18 protein-coding genes are annotated in these 19,526 nt (G+C 41.5%); 15 read left to right on the top strand and 3 right to left on the bottom strand.

The genetic code is table 11. The annotated features are described in order from the left end of the window. Positions 1-12: 12 nt before the first annotated feature. The 6 genes from argB (at position 13) to ACFRAK_RS13960 (ending at position 7,479) form a co-directional block, all read left to right on the top strand. A complete protein-coding gene (gene argB / locus ACFRAK_RS13985) occupies positions 13-786 on the top strand; it encodes an acetylglutamate kinase (protein ID WP_387705824.1) in 774 nt (257 codons plus the stop codon). Then, the gene (locus ACFRAK_RS13980; RefSeq protein ID WP_387596289.1) at positions 783-1,934 is read left to right on the top strand and encodes an acetylornithine transaminase; all 1,152 of its coding nucleotides are present in this window, start codon (positions 783-785) and stop codon (positions 1,932-1,934) included. Before argB ends, ACFRAK_RS13980 begins: the two co-directional genes overlap by 4 nt. An 81-nt stretch (positions 1,935-2,015) precedes the next feature. Next, a complete protein-coding gene (locus tag ACFRAK_RS13975) occupies positions 2,016-3,098 on the top strand; it encodes a carbamoyl phosphate synthase small subunit (protein WP_387596286.1) in 1,083 nt (360 codons plus the stop codon). Next, on the top strand, positions 3,091-6,210 hold the full coding sequence (locus tag ACFRAK_RS13970) for a carbamoyl-phosphate synthase (glutamine-hydrolyzing) large subunit (RefSeq protein WP_394571887.1): 3,120 nt from the start codon (positions 3,091-3,093) through the stop codon (positions 6,208-6,210). Before ACFRAK_RS13975 ends, ACFRAK_RS13970 begins: the two co-directional genes overlap by 8 nt. Beyond that, a complete protein-coding gene (gene argF / locus ACFRAK_RS13965) occupies positions 6,207-7,166 on the top strand; it encodes an ornithine carbamoyltransferase (RefSeq protein WP_387596280.1) in 960 nt (319 codons plus the stop codon). The genes ACFRAK_RS13970 and argF overlap by 4 nt, the downstream gene beginning before the upstream one ends. A 133-nt stretch (positions 7,167-7,299) precedes the next feature. Beyond that, complete coding sequence (locus tag ACFRAK_RS13960) at positions 7,300-7,479, top strand: YjzC family protein (RefSeq protein WP_034314546.1); 180 nt, start codon at positions 7,300-7,302, stop codon at positions 7,477-7,479. A gap of 52 nt (positions 7,480-7,531) precedes the next feature. Here the strand turns inward: ACFRAK_RS13960 and ACFRAK_RS13955 are convergent, their stop codons facing one another. After that, a complete protein-coding gene (locus tag ACFRAK_RS13955) occupies positions 7,532-8,290 on the bottom strand; it encodes an IclR family transcriptional regulator (RefSeq protein ID WP_260283990.1) in 759 nt (252 codons plus the stop codon). Between the two features lie 413 nt (positions 8,291-8,703). Here ACFRAK_RS13955 and ACFRAK_RS13950 point away from each other — a divergent pair, with 413 nt between their 5' ends. From ACFRAK_RS13950 to clpB, 5 genes are all read left to right on the top strand, one after another. Next, positions 8,704-9,651 (top strand): fumarylacetoacetate hydrolase family protein, encoded by a 948-nt coding sequence (locus ACFRAK_RS13950; protein WP_394571886.1) that lies wholly within the window; start codon positions 8,704-8,706, stop codon positions 9,649-9,651. Position 9,652: 1 nt separating this feature from the next. After that, positions 9,653-10,144 carry a DinB family protein gene (locus ACFRAK_RS13945; protein WP_387596272.1) on the top strand — a complete coding sequence of 164 codons (492 nt, stop codon included), beginning with the start codon at positions 9,653-9,655 and terminating at the stop codon, positions 10,142-10,144. A 30-nt stretch (positions 10,145-10,174) separates the two neighbouring features. Next, a complete protein-coding gene (locus tag ACFRAK_RS13940; protein ID WP_387596269.1) occupies positions 10,175-11,287 on the top strand; it encodes a cupin domain-containing protein in 1,113 nt (370 codons plus the stop codon). A gap of 126 nt (positions 11,288-11,413) precedes the next feature. Continuing rightward, positions 11,414-12,613: an FAD-dependent monooxygenase gene (locus ACFRAK_RS13935; RefSeq protein WP_387596266.1), complete on the top strand. Its 1,200-nt coding sequence runs from the start codon at positions 11,414-11,416 to the stop codon at positions 12,611-12,613. 227 nt (positions 12,614-12,840) lie between these two features. Beyond that, positions 12,841-15,429 carry an ATP-dependent chaperone ClpB gene (gene clpB, locus ACFRAK_RS13930; RefSeq protein ID WP_387596263.1) on the top strand — a complete coding sequence of 863 codons (2,589 nt, stop codon included), beginning with the start codon at positions 12,841-12,843 and terminating at the stop codon, positions 15,427-15,429. An 82-nt stretch (positions 15,430-15,511) separates the two neighbouring features. On the opposite strand, the gene ACFRAK_RS13925 is transcribed toward clpB, so the two are convergent. Next, the gene (locus ACFRAK_RS13925) at positions 15,512-15,703 is read right to left on the bottom strand and encodes a YjzD family protein (protein ID WP_387596260.1); all 192 of its coding nucleotides are present in this window, start codon (positions 15,701-15,703) and stop codon (positions 15,512-15,514) included. A gap of 293 nt (positions 15,704-15,996) precedes the next feature. Between ACFRAK_RS13925 and ACFRAK_RS13920 the strand changes: the two genes are divergently transcribed. The 3 genes from ACFRAK_RS13920 to ACFRAK_RS13910 all read left to right on the top strand — a co-directional run bounded on the left by ACFRAK_RS13920 (position 15,997) and on the right by ACFRAK_RS13910 (position 18,087). Then, on the top strand, positions 15,997-16,719 hold the full coding sequence (locus ACFRAK_RS13920; protein ID WP_387705833.1) for an alpha/beta fold hydrolase: 723 nt from the start codon (positions 15,997-15,999) through the stop codon (positions 16,717-16,719). 102 nt (positions 16,720-16,821) lie between these two features. Further along, the gene (locus ACFRAK_RS13915; RefSeq protein WP_387596254.1) at positions 16,822-17,652 is read left to right on the top strand and encodes a Rossmann-fold NAD(P)-binding domain-containing protein; all 831 of its coding nucleotides are present in this window, start codon (positions 16,822-16,824) and stop codon (positions 17,650-17,652) included. A gap of 252 nt (positions 17,653-17,904) precedes the next feature. After that, positions 17,905-18,087, top strand: coding sequence for a ComZ family protein (locus ACFRAK_RS13910; protein ID WP_034314525.1), 183 nt, complete (start codon positions 17,905-17,907; stop codon positions 18,085-18,087). 40 nt (positions 18,088-18,127) lie between these two features. Here the strand turns inward: ACFRAK_RS13910 and ACFRAK_RS13905 are convergent, their stop codons facing one another. After that, positions 18,128-18,352, bottom strand: a complete 225-nt coding sequence (locus ACFRAK_RS13905) for a hypothetical protein (RefSeq protein WP_387596251.1) — start codon at positions 18,350-18,352, stop codon at positions 18,128-18,130. 202 nt (positions 18,353-18,554) lie between these two features. On the opposite strand from ACFRAK_RS13905, the gene ACFRAK_RS13900 reads away from it, so the two are divergent. After that, positions 18,555-19,490, top strand: a complete 936-nt coding sequence (locus tag ACFRAK_RS13900) for a beta-ketoacyl-ACP synthase III (RefSeq protein WP_260284000.1) — start codon at positions 18,555-18,557, stop codon at positions 19,488-19,490. The last annotated feature ends 36 nt before the right edge of the window (positions 19,491-19,526 follow it).

The raw sequence follows: 19,526 nt of genomic DNA, 5'->3' as shown, positions 1-19,526 counted from the left end.
GAGGTGAAAAGTATGGACATATTAGTCATAAAGTGCGGCGGCAGCATCATTAATGAGTTATCGGATTCATTTTTCAATAGTGTTAAAGAGTTACAAAACAGCGGGTACCATATTGTCTTTGTGCATGGAGGCGGCCCTGATATAAATTCAATGCTTGAAAAATTTGAAATTGATCCAGTATTTGAAGATGGATTAAGAAAAACGACCACAGAAGTGCTGGGAATTGTGGAACTTATGCTGGCAGGCAAATCGAACCGCAGCCTCGTTCATAAATTGGAATCCCACGGCATCAAGGCAATTGGTTTAAATGGCTCTGACGGTGGAATTCTTACAGGTGATTATATCGATGAAAAGAAACTTGGAGCTGTTGGTGAAATACAACGAGTCAATACGGAATTATTCGGACTTCTATTCGAAAAAGGTTATTGTCCGGTATTGACGCCCATTTCAACAACCGAAGAAGGCACTAAATTAAATGTAAATGCGGATATGGCTGCAGGATCTGTAGCGAAGGCACTATCGGCCGATATGTGTTTATTTGTGACCGATGTTAAAGGGGTCTTGAAAAATGGGCAGATCATTGAGAGATTGAAAGAAACGGAAACGAAGAATTTAATAAAGGATGGAAGCATCCATGGGGGAATGATCCCGAAAGTCACTACAGCGTTGTCGGTGTTGAATAAAGGGATTGAAGAAGTGATGATCGTTAGTGGGAAAGATCATTTTTATCAAGGCGGACAATTCATCGGTACGAAATTTCTTCAGGAAGAAGGGGTATTTCAATGAGTAATATATTTCCAACATATGCAAGGTGGAACATTGAGCCAACAACAGCGTCAGGATTGAAGATTACGAGTATAGCAGGTAAAGAGTATCTGGATTTCACATCCGGAATCGGGGTTTTGAATCTTGGACATTGTCATGAGTTGGTAAAATCGGCCGTCACGGAACAGCTTAATAAATATTGGCATGTATCGAACATGTTTCAAAGTTCCCTACAGGAACGGACGGCAAAAATGCTGGCTGATGCCTCTGATTTAAGTCAGGTGTTCTTTGCCAACAGCGGTGCCGAGGCGAATGAGGCAGCTATCAAACTAGCACGTAAAGCTACCGGGAAAAGCAAAATTGTCACATGTCAGCAGTCTTTCCATGGCCGTACGTTTGCAACGATGGCTGCAACGGGGCAGGAAAAAATCAAGACTGGTTTCGGACCGATGCTAGCTTCGTTCGACTATGTTCCATTTAATGATAATGACGCCATGACTGCAGCCATCGATGAAAATACGGCAGCTGTCATGATTGAAATTGTTCAAGGAGAAGGCGGCATCCATGTTGTACAGCAATCATATCTGGACACAATTCAAAAACAATGTCAAAAACACGGAGCTCTCCTTATCATAGATGAAATTCAGACTGGAATAGGACGTACAGGCAAACCATTTGCATTCCAGCATTTCAATATCCAACCGGACATCATCACTACAGCAAAGGGGCTGGGAAATGGCTTGCCAATCGGGGCGATGATTGGGAAGGAAGCGCTATCTGAGTTCTTTAACCCTGGAAGTCATGGATCCACTTTTGGAGGTAATCCCGTTAGTGTCTCGGCAGCCGAAGCCGTGTTAAAGGAAATTTTCCAATCAGGGTTTTTAAAAGAAACCGTTAAAAAGGCCGAATACCTTGAAAGCGAATTGGCAAAAGCATTGAAGGACATGGAAGAAGTGAAAGAGATTCGCGGTCTGGGGATGATGGTCGGAATTGAATGTAAACAAGATGTCCAGGTGTTTTTAATGGAACTGCAAGAAGAGGGCTTACTTGTCTTGAGCGCAGGTCCTAAAGTGATTCGTTTACTCCCATCCCTGACAGTTACCGAATCGGAGATCGATATGGCGATAAAAAAAATTAAAAAAGTATTGGCAATAAAACAAACTATCTAAATTTATTGAATTTTTATGGAATGAAATGAATAATTATGCTATCGTATATATAAATATACATCATCTAAAGAGGTGGAAATCATGAAAAGCTATCTATATTTAGAGAATGGTTCCGTCTTTGAAGGGGAACTGCTGACTCAATCGACTGAAAAAACAATCACTGGAGAGATTGTCTTTTTCACAGGAATGACCGGATATCAAGAAGTGTTGACAGATCCTTCATATAAGGACCAGATTGTCATCTTCACATACCCACTGATCGGAAATTATGGAATCAATGAACATGATTTTGAAAGTAAGAAGCCGCATGTTGCCGGTGTGATTGTATATGAAGGGAATATGAGCCATTCCCATTATCAAGCTAAATATTCACTTGGTGAATATTTAGACAAGTGGAACATTCCTCTTTTAAGCCATGTTGACACAAGAGCGGTCGTTAAGAATATAAGACAGGAAGGTTCCATGCAGGCAGTCATCACAGCGGAAGAAAAATACACTGTCTTACCCGGACTAAATGGTTTATCAGCCCACGTTGCTGAGGTATCCACAAAGGTTGTCGAGTGCTTTGGGGAAGGCGACAAGCATGTGGTAATGATGGATTTCGGCTATAAAAAATCCATATTGGACTCATTGGTCGAGCAAGGCTGCCGAGTCTCTGTCGTACCATTCGATACTGAATTCGAACAAATAAAGGACTTGAAGCCAGATGGAATTTTGCTTTCAAATGGGCCTGGGGATCCAAAACAGCTTGAATACCTTTTAGGAAACATTAAAAAGATCATTACGAATTTTCCAACGATGGGCATTTGCCTCGGTCATCAATTAACGGCCCTTGCCCTAGGCGGAAATACAAAGAAAATGCTGTTTGGACATCGCGGTGCGAATCAGCCCGTGGTCGATTTGAAAACGAAAAAGGTGTATATGAGTTCGCAGAATCATAGTTATGAGGTTGATGAACCGAGCTTACAAGGAACATCGCTGCAAGTGAGATTCAGAAACGTGAATGATAACACGGTTGAGGGTCTCATGCATGAAGACTTGCCAATCTTCACTACCCAATACCACCCAGAGGCAAATCCAGGACCTATCGAGAGTTCATTACTATTCAACGATTTTTTACAAATGATAAATGATTATAGCGGGAGAGAAAAAGCTTATGCCTAAGGACGACACGATACAGACCATTTTAGTGATTGGTTCGGGGCCGATTGTCATCGGGCAGGCCGCCGAATTCGATTATGCAGGTACACAGGCCTGCCTTGCTTTAAAGGAAGAAGGATATAAAGTCATACTGGTCAACAACAATCCTGCAACGATCATGACTGATGATATGAATGCGGATGCTGTCTATTTCGAACCTTTAACGGTTGATGTTTTGGAAAAGATCATTTCCAAGGAAAAGCCGGATGGCCTGCTCGCTACATTAGGCGGTCAAACAGGATTGAATCTTGCTTATCAATTGGATGATGCCGGAGTACTTGAAAAATATAAAGTCAAATTATTGGGAACTCCGATCGACTCGATCAAAAAAGGGGAGGATCGTGAACTGTTCCGTGAGTTGATGTTTGAAATAGGTGAACCTGTTCCCGATAGTACAATTGTTCATACACTTGAAGAAGCGTTGGCATTTGCCGACAAAATCGGTTTCCCCATTATCGTTCGTCCCGCTTATACACTTGGCGGAACTGGCGGTGGAATTGCTGATTCACTTGACACCTTTAAGGAACTTGTACGGGGCGGGCTGCAAGAAAGCCCGATAACACAATGCTTGATTGAAAGAAGCATAGCTGGTTATAAGGAAGTAGAATATGAAGTTATGCGAGATGGCAACAATACGTGCATCACCATCTGTAATATGGAAAATATCGATCCGGTTGGGATTCATACAGGTGATTCGATCGTCGTGGCACCATCACAGACTTTATCGGACGATGAGTTTCAGATGCTGCGTGCCGCTTCCATTAAAATCATTTCTGCTTTAGGTATCATTGGCGGCTGTAACATTCAATTTGCACTTGATCCGAATAGCAAGCAATATTATTTAATAGAAGTAAACCCGCGCGTCAGCCGTTCATCGGCACTAGCTTCCAAAGCAACAGGTTATCCCATAGCCCGCATAGCTGCCAAGCTCGCTGTCGGCTACAATTTATCGGAGCTCATCAATCCAGTAACGAAAAGCACTTATTCAAGTTTCGAACCTGCTCTTGACTATGTAGCTGTGAAGTTCCCGAGGTGGCCATTCGATAAATTCACGAGCGCAAACCGCAAATTGGGAACACAGATGAAGGCGACTGGTGAAGTGATGGCTTTACACCGCAGCTTTGAGGGGGGAGTCCAAAAGGCCGTCGATTCTTTGGAATTGAAAACGATTGGGCTGCAGCTATCATCGCTGAAAAATAAAACGGTTCCTGAACTTTGGGGAAAGCTTGCCGAAAAATCTGATGAACGAATCTTTGTCATTTTTGAAATGCTTAGAAAAGGCGTGACGATTGAAGAAATCCATGAAGCGACAGCCATAGATTATTTCTTCCTTAAATCCTTTGCTACATTGATCCAAAACGAATTGGAAATTGAAGCTAAGGAAATCGATCTGGTAACAAGGGAAGAACTTCAATCCTACAAGGAAAAAGGCTTTTCAGATCGCTATCTTGCTTCTGTATGGAAAGTAAATGAAATGGAAGTGAGAGCACATCGGAAATCACTGGGCGTAACTGCTGTATACAAAACGGTTGATACATGTGCAGCCGAGTTCGAATCACATACGAACTATCATTATTCCACCTATTTTGGTGAGAACGAACAGAAAAAAACGGCTAAAAAGAAAGTGTTGATGATTGGCAGCGGCCCGATCCGCATCGGACAGGGAATAGAATTTGATTACTGTTCGGTTCACGGTGTTTATGCACTCCAGGATGAAAATGTCGAAACGATCATGATCAATAATAACCCGGAAACGGTCAGCACGGATTTTGCGACGGCAGACCGCCTATATTTCGAACCTTTAATTCTTGAATATGTTCTGAATGTAATAGAAGCGGAAGATATTGAAGATGTTATCGTCCAATTCGGTGGGCAGACTGCGATAAACCTGGCAAAAGGCCTGGAAGAATACGGTGTCAATTTGTTGGGGACTACATTCGATACACTTGATCAATTGGAAGACCGTGATCGTTTTTATCAGCTTCTTCAAAAACTTGATATCCCCCATGTACCTGGTTCAATGGCTAATGGTGAAGGACAATTAATTGCCAGTGCAGAGGCAATCGGTTTTCCAGTGCTCTTACGCCCATCCTATGTAATTGGCGGCCAGGGAATGGAAATCATCCGCTCCAAGGAAAGCTTATTGAATAGAATCTCAAATGGATCGGCACTTGTATATCCCGTGCTGATCGATTCCTATATTCCAGGGAAGGAAGCCGAAATCGATTTGATTGCGGATGGAAACGATGTATACATTCCCATCATTGCTGAACATATAGAGAAAGCAGGCGTCCATTCAGGGGATAGCATGGCATTATTGCCAGCTCAATCCTTGACGGATGATATCAAAGATAAAATGACCCTTTATGCTAAAAAACTAGTCAAGGAACTTGGATATAAAGGACTCATGAACATCCAATTTGTGATAGAGGGAAATAGTGTATATGTATTGGAAGTGAATCCTCGCGCCAGCCGGACAATTCCAATCATCAGTAAAGTGACCGATGTATCCTTGGTGCAAATAGCGACAAAAATATTGCTCGGGAAATATTCATTGTCGAATGTGTTCGATAAAACGGGTTTAATGGAAGAAATTCCATATGCTGTCGTCAAATATCCGGTATTCTCTACATTTGCACTAAGCGGACTTGATTCGAAGGTAGGTCCGGAAATGAAATCAACAGGTGAAGGAATCGCCATTGGAGAAACGGTAAATGAAGCGTTGACAAAAGTATTCCATGCTCAAAAATCTAAACATACTACAGGAGTTTATCAATCAGAATCGGTCCAATTAAGTGAAGAGTTGTTAGTGCAAATCAAAGAAGCAGGTTTGACATTGGGGAATTCAGAATTTGATAAATGGTTAAATGAAGGAAATGCGGCGGTCGTCTTGGCATATGGAACAACGGAAGAAGATAAGAAGCTAAGGTTACTTGCAGCGAAATACCGACTGCTTGCATTTACGGAAGAAGAGACTTTCAAAGCCTATCTAAAATCGGCAGAACGTGCTGATCCAGGGGTTACCTCGCTACAGGAATGGCTTGTACCATATTCGAAAGGAGTGTCACACGTATGAGTTCAATGACTGCACCGACACAAGCGAAGATTTTAAATGGAAAAGATTTTTTGACCATGAAAGAGTCTGCACCAACGGCAATTGCAGATTTGTTAAAACTGGCGCAGACCATTAAAGGCAAAATGCGAGCTGGTGAAGATTATACGCCTTTAAAAGGGAAAACGCTGGGGATGATCTTTGAAAAATCGTCTACCCGTACCCGTGTTTCTTTTGAGGTAGGCATGATGCAGCTTGGCGGTCACGCGTTGTTCCTAAGTGGAAATGACTTGCAAATTGGACGTGGTGAAACCATTTCCGATACCGCAAAGGTCCTTTCTGAATACATTGATGGCATCATGATTCGTACCTTCGAGCATGAAAAGATTCTGGAATTGTCAGAAAATGCATCTATCCCAGTCATAAATGGGTTAACAGATCTTGCACATCCTTGTCAGGTGCTTGCTGACTTCTTGACGATCATCGAGATAAAAGGGCAGCTAAAAGGCTTGAAGATGAGTTATATCGGTGATGGCAATAATGTTGCCAATTCATTGATGGTAGGCTGTGCAAAAATGGGAATGGATTTTTCCATCGGGTGTCCTGAGGCCTACAAACCTGATGAAAAGGTCGTCGCCTATGCCCAAAAAGTGGCAGAAGAGACTGGCAGTGAAATTGTGGTGACAACCTCAGCATCGGAAGCCATAAAAGATGCGGATATCGTCTATTCCGATGTATGGACCTCCATGGGGCAGGAAATCGAGAATAGTATCCGCTTAGAAGCTTTTAAAGATTACCAAATCAATGGTGAACTTGTAAAACTTGCTAAAGAGGATTATTTATTCATGCATTGCCTGCCTGCGCACAGGGAAGAAGAGGTAACGGCTGAAGTCATCGATGGACCTAATTCCGTCGTTTTCCACCAAGCTGGAAATCGTCTGCATGCCCAAAAGGCGGTTCTGGTGGATTTAATGTCATAACAAAAAAACGCCTGCTCCCTGAGCAGGCACTTTTTGATTCAAGCCGCTTTCCTGTATGTTCTTAATTTTTCTGACATGAATGTAAGGATACTGGTAATAATAACGGGGAAAGCATGTAAAAGGGGTGAAATCTATGGGGCAAAATCGCCAATTTAAGCCAGGTCAGAAGGCACCTAATAATGGGACCTACGTAGAAATCGGTGAAACGGGCAGCACGGTAGTGAATCCGAAAATGGTAAAGCTTGATGCAGGGGATTCTTTTCCTGAAACATCCAATCATAACCGGATTTGGACATATAAGCGGAAGCCATGAAACATCTAAAAGCAGGAAAAAGGAATGATCGCCATCCTTTTTCCTGCTTTTTCTATTCAAAGGAATAACCGAATATTTTCGAGATTTCCAAACAGCTCTTTCTTAAATAGTCGCTTAAGGGATCTTCATAATGATCTGGAATGCTTTCGGTGAACCCAACGGCAGTGATCGCTCCCAACAATTCTGAATTATAATTAAAAACCGGAATGGACATGGAGGAAACAGAAGGTACAAGAGGCTCTTTGGCAAAAGCTATTTTGTATTTCCGAATTTCATGATATTCATCCGTTTCTTTAAGGAAAGAGCCTGTAACATTACGATCTTTTTCAATCCATTCGGCTGTCAAGGAAGGATCCTGAAAAACAGTGAATACCTTTCCGGATGAGGATGATGGGGGAAGACGTGTACCTAACTGTGCCCCGATGTTTAAGTTTTGGTTGGAATTCCAAATTTTCGCCGTGATTGGTCCATCGTATGTCCAAACGGAAAAAAGGACTGTGCAAGAAGTATGGTGACTGATTTCCTGTAAGTAAGGAGTTATTCTGCTCGTGACATCCTCATTTCCTATTGCTGCCATGCCGTATTGAATCAGTTTGCTCCCAAGGTGATACATACCGGTTGTCTTATCGCGATATAGCAACTCAAGCTGAGTCAAAGTATTCAAATACTTATAGAGGTTACTTTTCGTTATTTCCGTTAATTCTTGAATATCAGAGAATCTTAAAGGAGTCCTTTGGGAAGCAAGTAAATCTATGATGCTCATCCCTATTTGTAATGATTGAATCGTCGAACCGGATTTTACGATTTCCATAAGTCAATCTCCCTAATCTGTTTTAATTTAGGTCTAGTATATCAGAATCTGTAAAATATAAATGGAATTTAACACGAAAAACCGCCGTCTGCTTGAAGCTATCAATATACTTTCCTTTTAAATAAAAAAATTCAGCTGATCCCGAAGTACTCATAATGGTGTAGATGATAACTTTTGCACAAAAATTCGCAATACTTCCTTGACAATATTCCGAAAATTAAGTTACTATTTATATAAATAGTGAACAAAGTTATCTATAAGTGAAAGTGATGAGTGTATAGCCATCCAAATGCTGGTTTGTGAAGTGAATCCAGCAGAATAGGATAGTTTGTGAAGTGAATCCAGCAGAATAGGATAGTGGCATCAAAGATTGGTTTTTAAAAAAATCTAGATGAAATAAAGGAGAATGAAATATGAAACTAGTAACATTCAGCAGTCAAGGATATAAACGTATTGGTGCAATTTACCCGAATAATGTAATAGTTGACTTGAACTATGCCTATCAAGCTCTACTTGAAAGCGAAGGGAAACTTCGCAGTGAACAAATCGCTGAAGCGTATGTCCCTGCAACAATGGAGGCGTTTTTACAGGGAGGGAATGAAAGCCTTTCCATCGCGAAAAAGGCAGCGGATTACGCATTGAACAATCGTGATTCCTTCAGACATAAATTGGTGCATGAAATTGAAAATATAAAGCTTGAGGCACCTGTCCAAAAGCCAGGCAAAATTATTTGTGTAGGACATAACTACCGTGAGCACATTGCTGAAATGGGTCGTGAACTGCCGCCGTTCCCTGTGGTATTCGCAAAGTTCGCTAATACAGTAATTGGTCCCCAGGATGATATACCGTTCTTCCCAATCTCTGAACAACTGGATTATGAAGCGGAATTCGCTTTTGTAGTCGGACAAAGGGCACGTAATGTATCTAAAGAAGATGCTCTTGATTATGTGGCTGGTTATACAATTGCGAATGATGTAACATACCGCGATATCCAACGGCGTACACTTGAGTGGCTTCAAGGGAAAACGGTTGAAGGAAGTGCTCCGATGGGGCCTTGGTTAGTCACTTCCGATGAACTATCCGATCCATCTGGCTTAAATGTCCGATTAACGGTAAATGGTGAAGAACGCCAAAAAACGAATACAGCCAACTTCGTATTCGATGTGAAGTATTTAGTTGAATTTTTATCGAATTTAATGACTCTTGAACCAGGTGACATCGTACTCACAGGAACACCTGGTGGGGTAGGAGTAGCCCGTGACCCACAAGTGTTCTTAAAAGATGGTGATGTTGTCAAAATCGAAATCGACAAAATAGGTTATCTTGAAAACCGTGTGCGACGTGTCGGGGAGGGAAAATAAAATGGCTTATCAGGAAATCGGGACATCAATTCAATCGGTTCAACAATCAATCGACCACATTCTTGAGACAGTGACAAACCTACCGGAAGAAACGATCAGATTTAAGCCGGCAGATGATGAATGGTCAATCATGCAGATACTTTCCCATTTAGCTGAGGCCATTCCTTATTGGTTAGGTGAAGTGGAAACTGTAATAGCGATGCCTGGAGCCAAATGGGGGCGTGGATTGCAAGATCCAGCCCGATTGGCAGCAGTTACCGATATTGACAAAATCGCTGTTGATGATGTCATGAAGCAAGTGGAGGAGCTTAAATATAAAGTGGAGAGCAGTCTCGGGGATCTTGATGAAGAAACACTATCCAAAGAATCGCCACACCGGAATTTCGCTAAATTCGGAAACAAACCAGTTTCTTATATTGTCGATCACTTCATCGATGAGCATGTTTCAGGACACTATGATCAAATTAAGCGAAATCTTTCTAAAATCCAGTGAGGAAAGATAAAAAAGAAAGCAGGGATAAATATGGCTGAAAAATCAGAATACATGGACAGTTCAATCGTAAAAGATTTTACAAAGGATATTCAGCAGTATAACCTTGGGCCACTGTGGGAAGCCATTCCCGCTTTGATGGACCATGAACCTAAACCTCATGCACATGCTTATTTATGGAAAGAAGAGCTTTTGACAAAAAAATTGATGGAAGCGGCTGAAATCTTCACACCTGACCGGGGAGGGGAGCGCAGGGCCATTTATTTTCAAAACCCTGGCCTCACTTATCGCCAGCCTTGGGGATGGGCTTCGACGACACAAACGCTTTATGCAGCAGTTCAGCTATTATTGCCAGGTGAAGTGGCACCTTCTCACCGTCACTCCCAAAGTGCACTTCGTTTCATTACGAATGGTGAAGGTGCCTACTCCATCGTGCAGGGAGAAAGGATATTCATGGAAGAAGGAGATTTCTTGATCACGCCTAAAAACCTATGGCATGGTCATGGACATGTTGGCGAAAAACCAATGATTTGGATGGATGCCCTTGATATCCCAACCATCTATTCCATAGGTGGCACTTTCTTTGAACCATATCCAGATCGGATTGAAACGCCTAAACGTCCGGATAATTTTTCAGAGCTCCGTTATCAAGGCGGAATGGTCCGTCCAGTATCCGACCGTTATTCACAAGTGGCACCGCTTGCCAATTACAAGTGGAAAGGCACAAAAGCAGCGATAGAAGGATTAATGAATTTCGAGCCGGACCCATATGAAGGTTTCGCCGTGGAATATATCAATCCATCAAATGGCCAAACTGCCAATCCGACGATGGGGGCATGGATGCAGAAACTTCCTAAGGGTTTCCATACAAAGGCACATCGCCATACCCATTCCACAATTTATCAAGTGCACCAAGGATCAGGCTATACAGTTATTAATGGAGTGCGTTTTGATTGGACCAAGGGAGATTATTTCGTCGTTCCGAATTGGGCATGGCATGAGCACGTTGCAGAAGCGGATTCTTACTTATTCTCGGTAAACGACCTACCAATAATGGAGAGATTCGATTTGGAACAGCAACAGGCATTAGACGCAAACAATGGTTACCAAAAGGTTGAAAGTGAATTCAAGCCTGTTTTGGTTTAAAAGTAATCTGTTTGGAACTTCAGCTTGCTCCTTATGAATATATGGAATGCCAGCCGAATGAAAACGCTTACTGTGGCATTGGTCCGCAACATTGGCTAACAGCAACTAATATAGGGGGAATTGATGATGAGCACAGAAAAAAAACCATTCATAGTTATCGGTGGGGGAATTGGCGGATTGGCAACTGCTTTAGGAATCGCAGAAACTAAACAGTATGTAAAGGTCCTTGAACAAGCTCCTGAATTTGGGGAAATTGGTGCAGGGATTCAGCTTGCAGCAAATGCCACCAATGTATTGCAGCGTTTAGGCGTCATGGATAAAATCAATGAAATTGCAGTATTTCCAAAAAGGTTGGTGCTGATGGATGCCTTTTCCGGCAAAGAGCTTTCCGCTTTGGATTTAGGTGATGTTTATAAAGAAAGATATGGAGCGCCGTATGTTGTCTTGCATCGTTCCGATTTGCATAAAGTACTGGCTGAAGCCTGTGAAAATAACCCGTATATTGAACTGGTTACGAATCAAACCATTATTGAAACAGTAGAAAATGAAGGTGAAGTTACGGTTACTGCTTCTAACGGGTCTAAACATTCAGGAACTGCTGTCATTGGAGCCGATGGATTATGGTCCAAGGCACGGAAACTTTTTGTGGAAGATCAACCGATCTGCTCTCAATATGTTGCATACAGGGGAGCGATTCCGATGGAAGAGGTTACAAGCCATGGAGATTTAGATGATGTATATATGTGGATTGGGCCAAACCTTCATCTTGTTCAATACCCGGTTAGAAGGGGGGAACTTTACAACCAAGTAGTGGTGTTCAAAAGTTCTCAATACACGGAAGAAAATGAAAAAACTGATCAATGGGGAACCCCGGAAGAAATGGACAGTGTATTTGCCGGAACATGTGAACTTGTTCAGAATGCGATTTCATTCATTCAAAGGCAACGCCGCTGGCCGATGTATGACCGGTTACCAATTGATAATTGGACTAAAGGAAGGGTTACGCTTACGGGCGATGCGGCACATCCGATGCTTCAATACTTGGCACAAGGGGCTTGCCAGGCTTTAGAAGATGCAGCTTATTTGTCAGATATGCTTCATATGCATGGGAATGACATTGAACGGGCATTTTTGGAATATCAAGAGGAACGTATTCCACGTACAGCTAATGTTCAAACGAGTGCAAGAATGTGGGGGGAAATCATCCACAATACGACCGATGCAGGCATCCTGCTCAGAGATACGATCCTTGCAGGACGCACGGATAAAGATTTCCAATTCGTCGATGAATTCCATGGTTATAATAAAACGGCCGTAAAAGCATAAGCCATTTTGTTACATCCAAATCAGGGAGTTTATACATTTTACAAATAGGTCTGCCTTTCTTCAATTTGAAGAAAGGTTTTTTCCGTTAATCCTCCATACCTCCTGCCTTTTTTATAACTTTCCTTTACATGGGGAAAATTAGAAGTATAATGAAAATATAAAGGTCAAAGTTGGTCAAACCGAGTGGTGATTCGTTCATGATATAGATGAATGGGAGGTTTATAAAAATGGATATTAACAATATGACGGAGAGAACCCAACAGGCGTTCATTGGCGGCCAGGAACTAGCCAAAGATAGAGGGAATCCCGAGTTGACGGAGCTGCATTTATTAAAGGCCTTAATGGAACAGGATGAAAGTTTATTAATCAGGATTCTATCGGAATCTGGTCAACCGATGAATCTATTTGATATAGAGCTAAATAAGGAACTGGATCGATTACCGGAAGTGAGCGGGAGTGTTTCCCAGGTTTACATGTCAACCTCCCTACAGCAAATTTTGACGGCTGCCGAAAAGGAAATGCAAATGTGGGAGGATGAATATTTATCTGTCGAACATATACTGCTTGCGTCGTTGCAGGTCAATAAAACGAATGTAAACAGGCTTTTTTCATCATATGGAATTGATTATGACAAAGCAAAACGGGTTATAAACGATATAAGGGGGAATCAGCGAGTGACTAGTCAAAATCCTGAAAGCACTTATGAAGTACTGAAAAAATACGGCAGAGATCTCGTTGCTGAGGTTAAGTCGGGGAAGGTAGATCCAGTAATCGGCCGAGATACGGAAATCCGTAACGTCATCCGGATCCTTTCACGTAAAACGAAAAATAATCCTGTATTAATAGGAGAACCTGGAGTAGGTAAAACAGCAATTGTCGAGGGGTTGGCACAAAGGATCGTCAGGAAGGATGTGCCGGAAGGTTTAAAGGATAAGACCGTTTTTTCACTAGATATGAGTGCACTTGTCGCAGGGGCCAAATTCCGCGGTGAGTTTGAGGAACGGCTAAAAGCGGTGTTGAGCGAGATCAAGAAGAGTGACGGTAAAATTCTTTTATTCATTGATGAATTACACACAATTGTCGGTGCAGGAAGAACGGATGGCGCACTTGATGCCGGAAATATGTTAAAGCCGATGCTTGCGCGCGGTGAGCTGCATTGTATCGGTGCAACGACTCTTGATGAATATCGGCAATATATTGAAAAGGACCCGGCTCTGGAACGCCGTTTCCAACAGGTTCTGGTTCCTGAACCGGATGTGGAAGATACGATTTCAATTTTGCGGGGATTAAAGGAACGGTTTGAAATTCACCATGGCGTCAGGATACATGATCGGGCAATCGTTGCGGCTTCTGTCCTTTCGAACCGATATATAACGGAGCGGTTTTTACCGGATAAAGCGATAGATCTTGTGGATGAAGCATGTGCGATGATCCGAATGGAAATCGATTCAATGCCATCCGAGCTGGATGAAATCACGAGAAAAGTCATGCAACTTGAAATTGAAGAAGCGGCCCTGAAAAATGAGGAGGACCCTCAAAGCAAGGCAAGGCTGGAAGTACTTCAAAAAGAACTATCAGAACTTCAGGATCAAGCGAATAGCATGAAATCAAAATGGCAAATGGAGAAATCAGCACTTCAGAAGGTGCAGGATAAACGTGAAGAGCTTGAGAAACTGCGTCATGAACTGGAACAGGCAGAGAATGACTATGACCTTAACCGGGCAGCTGAACTTCGGCATGGAAGGATTCCGCAGCTTCAAAAAGAATTGGAAACCATGGAAGACGAATTGGAAAAGGAAAAACAGGAATCACGATTGCTTCGCCAGGAAGTAACGGAGGAGGAAATTGCCTCGATTGTTGCAAGGTGGACCGGGATTCCGATAAGCAAGTTAGTGGAAAGCGAAAGGGAGAAGCTGCTTCGCCTATCTGATATCCTGCATGAACGCGTAATAGGTCAAGGAGAAGCGGTGGAACTCGTATCCGATGCCGTTTTAAGAGCAAGGGCGGGAATTAAAGATCCAAATAGACCAATCGGTTCATTCATTTTTCTTGGGCCGACTGGTGTCGGTAAAACCGAATTGGTAAAAGCTTTGGCAGAAACGTTATTCGATAGTGAGGAACATATGATTCGAATCGATATGTCGGAATATATGGAGAAACATTCCGTGTCCCGCCTTGTTGGTGCACCTCCTGGATATGTTGGATTTGAGGAAGGGGGCCAACTTACTGAGGCTGTCAGGAGAAACCCATACTCAGTCATATTATTAGATGAAATTGAAAAGGCACATCCGGAAGTCTTCAATATTTTGCTGCAGATGTTGGATGATGGAAGGATAACAGACTCCCAAGGCAGAACAATCAACTGTAAAAATACGGTGATCATCATGACTTCCAATATCGGTTCCCATTTCTTATTGCAGTCCAACCGGGAGGATGGTGGCATTGAAGAAGAAATAAAAGATCAGGTCTTTAAAGAATTAAGAGGCCATTTCCGTCCCGAATTTTTAAATCGCGTTGATGACATTGTTTTATTCAAACCTCTGACGAAACAAGAAATCGTTGAAATCGTGGATAAAATGGTTCATCAATTACAGGTAAGGTTAACTGAACAAAATATAGTCCTGAACGTCACAGAAGCGGCAAAGGAATTCATTGCGGACCAGGGATATGACCCAGTATATGGAGCAAGACCGCTGAAGCGGTTCATCCAAAAGCATCTGGAAACGAAAATCGCCCGTAAAATCATAGCTGGTAATGTTGAGCTTAAAGAAGGAATCACGATTGATCATGATCATGATGAATTGGTCCTTATATAAAAACGATGAAATGTAGTTTACACATAAGCAGAGTACGGTATAACAAAAAGGACATCCTAAAAAGGATGTCCTTTTTTGCTTCTTAATGTTGATGAGAGTCTTTAGCTGGCCCGGCAGGCAAGATAGCAGGGACGATACAAATCAGGATAGCAGCAGCTAATCCTAAAATCGTTCCCTGCGCAGCATCGTATGAAACTCCGATCATGGAAGAAACAACATATACAGTCATATGCATTAATAAGAATACCCAAAAAATTGCCCAAGCATAACGCATCGAATTTCACCTCATTCCACTACATTCATTTTTATCTTACCATAATTAATATACAGTTAAAACGTGTTTTTAATAATAACCTTTAAATAATCCAATACATTAAATCATAAGAGAACTTTTTCCGGCAGACAAGTTGGTTCCAAACTTCAAATGGGAACTCAAAGAGGAAAATAAAAACAAAAATCGTCCATGCTTGGTTAATTTAGGATAAAAAGTTAGGTGTTTCCACTTACCCTTTCTATATTTCTTCATAAATTAATATAGTAGTAATATTCCTTAAAGGAGTTTGAACGATGGAACAGCGAACTTTTCAAATTGATGACCAATGGAATATCATCTATTATCCAGAGCGGCCCAGTGGTTTTTCCGTAATGGTAATTGGAGACCGTAGTCATTTTGTCGAAAAAGACAGCAGCTTTTGGTTGCAGCATCCTGGCAGGCTGCAAATATTGGAATATTTAAAGGAATACGGATACACGCTATTTTCATCCAATTTTCACGGAGCCAACTGGGGCAGTCCTAAAGCACTGGACCTTTCCCTTAACCTATATATTCTTTTCATGAAAAAAGAAATAGTCAATCAAAGGGTTCATATATTGGCAGAGGGGACAGGCGCACTACTTGCCCTAAAGCTAATGAATGAACTTGGAAGTAAAATTCGGTCTGTTGTATTGATTGATCCGGTTTTTTCTTTGAAAGCACAACTTGAGAAAGAAAAGGAAAACAAGTTCTTCTATAAAAAGTGGCTGTCAGAGGTTGCTGCTGCATATGAGCTCGATCCGGCAGAATGTGAACAGCATATCCTGGACACTGAGGATTCAGTTATCGCAAAGAATATCCCCATGAAAGTGATTCAGGTTTTTGGAAGCTTACGGAAAGAGCAAGCCTCCCTTTATCGGCAAATCCAGCTGGCTAGGAAAGAAGATTTGCAACTGACGTATATATTGCCCGAAAAACGTTATAAAATTCCTTATCAAATACAAAAGTTTTTCAATGAGAATGAAGAGATTTTATGAGAAGTGATATATTTTTACAATAGTTTGCATACGATACAGCATCTAAAAAAACTAGACGTGCCGGGTAAAGTGGGCTTGATGGCATAAGAGGAGGCTGTATTTATGCAAACGAACATTGTCATTGGCACTTATCGATTTGTAGGATTCTATGTGACTCAATATTTTTTGAACCAAGGTAAAGAAGTAATCGGAATCGATTGGGCTGATTCCGAAGCAAGTCAGTATATTATGGAAGAAAAGGAACTTGAAATAGGCAGGAATTCAAATTATATATACTTCCCGATTAATAAACTTAAATTATTGGATATTTCACAGCAGGACACGGTGTTCATATCTCTTTACGATATTCAAAGTGGAAAATTGGACAAAATCGATTTTCTGATAGGCGAAATAGTTTCCTTCATTGAGAAATTCAAAAATGGCAAGGATGAAATGCCAAATTTCGTTCTTTTCATGCCCATTGAAAAAGATGACAGTATATTTCAGTCCATATTAAGCTCGATTCGTGAAATAGATTCTGCAAAAATCATATTCTTACCGACGATTTTTGGACCTTGGCAATCGGAAAACATGAGCTTTGAATCTGGAATCAATCAGCTTGGACAGTCTGATATCAATGCGGCAATTGCTGCCGAATATACCGGAGATGCTCTCTATATCACAGACTTTGTTAACGCTTTGGAACCAGTGCTTACCTCCTCTTCCGATAGGGACATCCAATTGTGCAGCAGTATAGATGACCATTGGAATAAGTGTGCCAAGTTGATATTTGGTGAAAGTATGGATTCATTCACTTCCCAATCAACAACTAAAATCAATAAAGGAACAATATTTGAAGTGCAATGCAAAATGGAACCAGAAGAAGGCATTGCTTTACAAAGAAAACATAATAAACGAATAAACTTACTTAAAAAGTGGAGAAAGCGAGACTGACTTGGAGAGCGATAACCAAACATGAAATCGATAGCTTTCGATATTAGGGAAGGGCAAAACTGTATATTTGCCTCTAATCTATATGTCTTGTACTATAATGTTCAAGGATAGGAATTTTCCTCAAAAGATATTCATGTTTTTATATGTGCGCCCTTTACGAAAGGGTGTTGTGGAATTATGATAATATTGAGCTTTATATGGCATCACAATGATCAATTGGATGAATATTCAAAAGATAGGGGGGAAACGCGAATGAGTTCAGATAAAACTCTTGAATTTATGGGAATCGCCATGAAATACTTCCCAGAGGCTAAAGCGAAGCTTGAAGCAAGCGGGATTCCATTCTCAATGGAGATGGCAGAGCCATTCATGGAGCTCTTTAAAAGCGTAATGCAAGAAGCTTATGAGCTTGGCAAACAAGATGCACAGCGTTAATTAAAGGCAGGCTGTCCGGTTAAAGGGCAGCCTTGATTCTTTACTCTTTTTTCAAGAACTTGGCGATCAATGGGTTCAGATCGATATTATCGATGGTCGGTTTGTATTGACTGTATATGTCCATCAATGTTTCAACGCTCTCCATCAATTGCATGTAATCAACCTTTGATTCCTCTTCTTGTTCCGGTTCAGCTTTCCTGCCAAACATCAAATTCGAAAAATGATCATCCGGGTTTCTTTCGCGGTTGCGATTGAAGATGTCCACAATGAATACCTCCTATACTCCCTTTATTTATAATGTATGTCCTAAAATTCCCTTGGCATAGGCGCTCGTCCGACTTCTGAAAGAGATTTCTTTAGCTTTTCAAACTGTTAACTCTTGCAAGGAAGTCTTTTTTTATATAAAATTAGTACCAGGTAATAATAGATGATTATAATAACTCATTAAAATATAAGGGGATGGCAAGATGAATGCTGGAATATTAGGGCTTGGCCGCTACTTACCCGAAAAAATCGTTACAAATGCGGATTTAGAAAAAATTATGGACACTTCCGACGAGTGGATCCGGACTAGGACGGGTATTGAGGAAAGAAGAATTGCAAATGATGATATTGATACATCAGATATGGCTTATGAAGCCGCAAAAGCTGCATTGAAAAATGCGGAAATTTCTGCTGAAAAGATAGATTTAATTCTTGTAGCAACTGTTACACCTGATCAGCCGTTTCCTTCTGTCGCTTGCATGATTCAAGAGAAATTGGGAGCTATGAAGGCAGCTGCAATGGATGTAAGTGCAGCATGTGCTGGTTTTATGTATGGAATGATCACGGCACAGCAATTTATTAAGACAGGTGCATATAAGCATGTGTTGATTGTCGGTGTTGAAAAACTTTCGAAAGTAACCAATTGGGAAGACCGTAACACTGCTGTACTTTTTGGTGACGGAGCAGGTGCAGTTGTACTTGGACCTGTATCTGATGGCAAAGGAGTCCTTTCCTTTGAATTAGGCGCAGATGGAACAGGTGGGAAGCACTTATTACAGGAAGGAGATTTCATTCAAATGAATGGACGTGAAGTATTTAAATTTGCTGTCCGTCAGATGGGGGAATCCAGCCTGGGTGTATTGGACAAAGCTGGTTTGACAAAAGAAGATGTGGATCTGCTTGTCCCGCATCAAGCAAACATACGCATCATGGAAGCGTCAAGGGAACGATTGGATCTCCCGCTTGAAAAAATGACAAAAACGATTCATAAATATGGAAATACTTCATCAGCGTCCATTCCAATTGCCCTTGTGGAAGAAATGGAAGCGGGTAGAATCAAGGACAATGACTTAATCGTCATGGTCGGTTTTGGTGGTGGCCTTACATGGGGAGCGATCGCTCTTAGGTGGGGTAAATAAAAGAAGAAGCAAAACGTAAGTGCTTTAAAAATAGGA

This window comes from Peribacillus sp. NPDC056705 (genome assembly GCF_043656335.1).
The sequence above is the reverse complement of the archived record's forward strand: the minus strand, read 5'-3'. Positions and strand labels throughout refer to the sequence as shown.